We start from the raw sequence: 3481 nt of genomic DNA on the forward strand, positions 1-3481 counted from the left end.
GGCGGACGGCAGGACTGCCGGAGGAGCTGGATTTGCATTCGCTGCGGCACAGCTATGTCACGCATTTGTTGGAGTTCGGTTATCCGCCGCTGTTCGTGCAACAGCAGGTTGGGCATTCCTACGCTTCGACGACCGCGATTTACACGTCGGTGTCGGACGAGTTCCGTAACCGGCTGCTGGAGAAGTCACTGCGCCGCTTCGAGGACCTGTGGGAGACACCCCGGTGACCCGGACGACGAGTATCCGCTGGCATCTGCGGACCCGGATGGCGGAGAAGGGGCTGTTCCAGACGTCCGATCTGGTGCCGCTGCTGGCCGAACGCGGCGTGCACCTGTCCCGGGAGCAGGTCTTCCGACTGGTGACCCAGCCACCGCAGCGGCTGTCGATGGACACCTTCGCCGCCTTGTGTGACGTGCTCGGCTGCACACCGAACGACCTGATCGAGGTCGTGGCGGTCGCCGAGCAGGTCGCGAAGACAGGCATCCGCGGGCAGACGGGCCGCGGGCGGGGCGCCGGCGGGGCTGCGGCGCACCACGATCCGCCGGCCGGGGGGACTATGACACCCGACCGGCCGGGAGTTTCGACGAGCTCTTTTCGGGGGCCGGCGGCCCGTTCCGCCCGGCGACCGCCTGTCGATCGCCAGGCGGTCCTGCATGCCTTGACCGGGCGGCTCGTCGCTGTCGTCCCTCGGATGACGGAGGTCGAGGCTTGCCGTCACCTCGACGCGGTCGCGGGAACGGTGAACGCGCGGTTGGCCTGGTTGGACGACCATCTCGCCGCGTTCCCGGACGCGCTGCGGTCAGGAAGCTCCGACGTGCCTGCTGTCTTCATCCGGCTCGCGTACACGCTGCACCAGGCGGGATACGCGGTCGTGGTGCCCGCCTGCGTCGACTGCGAGCAGGTCGCGGCAGCCCTGCCGCAACGGGCCGAGGGCTGCCGGATCTGTGCCCGGTGCGCAGGACGCCGGCAGACCAAAGTGTGCGGGCGCTGCGGCCGACGCAACTCGGTCCGGGCCCACGAGCCCGACGGGACACCGGTGTGCCAGAACTGCTGGAACCGCGACCCCGCCAGCTGGGAGACCTGCGCCAGCTGCGGACGCGGGGCGCCGCCGGCGGCGCGGCCGAACGGGCAGCCGATCTGCCGGCGCTGCTACGAAACACCCCGCGTGATCTGCGCCGGCTGTGCCCGATCCGCCGTCGAGGCCGCCCGCACCGACACCGGCGAACCGCTATGCGGCGCCTGCCGGCCGCCGTCGCGCTGCGGCCTTTGCGGAAGAGAGCGTCGGCTCAAGGTCCGCGCCCGCGACGGTCAGCCGGGGCTGTGCGAGGCGTGCTACCGCCGCACCCTGTTCGGCGTCTGCGACGCCTGCGGGCTGATCGGGAAGCTGGCCACAACCGGCGCCCACGGCGGACCCCGCCTCTGCACCCGCTGTCGACCTGCGGCCACCCGGCATTGCTCGCGGTGCGGACGTGACCGGCGGATCATCGCCACCTGGCCGATTGGCAGCGTCTGCGCCTCCTGCTACGCCTGGACACGCCGCCACCCCGCCCCCTGCCCCGACTGCCAACGCACCCAAGTGCTCGTCGGCCTCGACCAGCAAGGCCAGCGAATCTGCGGCCGGTGCGCCGGCCTGAACGTCGACTACGACTGCCCGGTCTGCGGACGCGCCGGGTTCGTGCCCCGTGACGGGATGTGCGAACGCTGCCTGGCAGCCCGCCGCGCCAACGAGTTGCTCACCGGAACGAACGACGCCATGCGTCCCGAGCTGCGCCCGCTGGCGACCGCCCTGGCCAACACCGACGCGCCCGACGCCATCCTGACCTGGCTACGACCCGGTGGGCCCGCCGAATGGCTATTTCACCGTCTCGCTGACGCGGAGGCTCCGCCCAGCCACGAGCTGCTGGACACCTGGCCCCAGACCCTCGCCCTGCACCGGCTGCGCCAGACCCTCATCCACGTCGGCGTCCTGCCCGACCGCGCCGACCACCTCGAACGCCTCAGCCCCTGGCTCGACAACCTCCTCACCACGCTGCCCACCGTCCACAGCAGCCTGATCCGTCCCTGGGCGCACTGGGCGATCCTGCGCCGAGCCCGCCACCGGCTACCCGCCCGGCCATTCACCCCGCACGCCGCCGGCTGGGCCCGCACCCGCACCCGCATCCGCGCCGCGCTCCGCCTGCTCGCCTGGATCGACGACCAACAGACGACACTCACCGATCTCACCCAGGCCGACGTCGACCGCTGGCTGACTGAACAGCCTGCCGAGAGCGCCTACCCAGCCCGCGAGTTCCTGCACTGGGCCCGCAGCCGACGCCTCACCGGCGACGTGACGATCCCGAAACGGCGACCCCGTCACATCGTCACCGCGATCAGCGAAGACGACCGGTGGACCCACCTACGCCGCTGCCTGCACGCCCGCACTCCTGCTGCTCTACGGCCTGCCCGTCAGCCGGATCTCGGCTCTACACGCCGACCAGATCGACCGTGAGGGCAATCGGACCCTGGTCCGCCTGGGAGCACACCGGCTGCTTCTCCCTCCGGCCGTCGCCGACCTGCTGCTCGCCCAACGCGACACCGCTCGAACGGTGGCTGTTCTCGGCCGCAGTACCCCGCCAGCAACAGGTTGGCTGTTCCCCGGCGGCTTTCCCGGCCGGCCGGCCCGTGACGTGGTCTACCAGGCACTTCGCGACAACGGACTGCCGCATGCGCGGCACGCTCGCAACGCCGCGCTGATGACGCTCGCCGCGGACCTACCCGCCCCGATCCTCGCGAGCCTGCTGGATCTCCACATCGCCACCGCCTGGACCCAGCAGGCAGCCCATGACTGGGCCCTCTACCTCGCCGAGCGAGACTCTCCCGGCCCCTGACCAACCCTCCTCGCCCGAGTGCGGCGAGCTGGCATCGTACACGGCCCGGAGATCAGCACGACGTCCTGGCCCAACAGATCGAACAGCGACGCCAGGAAGGTCTGGTGCCGGAGGCGCTCCGCCGGCGCGATGGGCGCGGGCGGCAACGCGTCGACCGTGGTCAGCGCGCGCTCGTACAGCTCCTCGCCACTCGCCGAACCGACCGGTACGAGCTTGAGCCGCCATCCATGGCTATAGCGATCATCGATGAGCACGCCGGAGGAGCTGGGCACGACGAGGCGAGGTCTCGCCCGACCGGCCCACTTGTTCTTGCCATCGATCGGTATGGCAGACTCGCGCCGAACGCCACGACCCGCAGGCCTTTGTTGCGCGCCTTCGCCCGGACCGGCGGCGATGGCGGATCAGATCGGAATCTGGGCGCCGTGGTGGAGGAATGACTGCCGGTGGAATCACGCCGCGTCCCACATTCCCACTGCCAAGGAAGCACCCGGCGAACGGCCCGTTCGCGCTGGGACACGCCGGACCGGTTCCCGCCGTGACCGATCCACTTCGGCAGACCGACAGTGCAGGCATCGTCTCGCGCAACAACCGCAAGGACTACGCACTGGATCCGG

General features: G+C 70.8%; 4 protein-coding genes. All 4 read left to right on the top strand.

The features are described 5' to 3' along the window. A partial coding sequence (locus AC08ON_RS13975) for a tyrosine-type recombinase/integrase (RefSeq protein ID WP_476617127.1) occupies positions 1–227 on the top strand: 227 nt, incomplete at its 5' end. Further along, positions 209–2488 carry a helix-turn-helix domain-containing protein gene (locus tag AC08ON_RS13980; RefSeq protein WP_476617128.1) on the top strand — a complete coding sequence of 760 codons (2280 nt, stop codon included), beginning with the start codon at positions 209–211 and terminating at the stop codon, positions 2486–2488. The genes AC08ON_RS13975 and AC08ON_RS13980, both read left to right, overlap by 19 nt. Before the next feature lie 97 nt (positions 2489–2585). Then, complete coding sequence (locus AC08ON_RS13985) at positions 2586–2867, top strand: hypothetical protein (protein ID WP_476607949.1); 282 nt, start codon at positions 2586–2588, stop codon at positions 2865–2867. 433 nt (positions 2868–3300) lie between these two features. Next, positions 3301–3481: hypothetical protein (locus tag AC08ON_RS13990; protein WP_476617129.1), on the top strand; the 181-nt coding region annotated here is incomplete at its 3' end.

It is taken from the genome of Frankia sp. CoWAU3 (assembly GCF_977971855.1).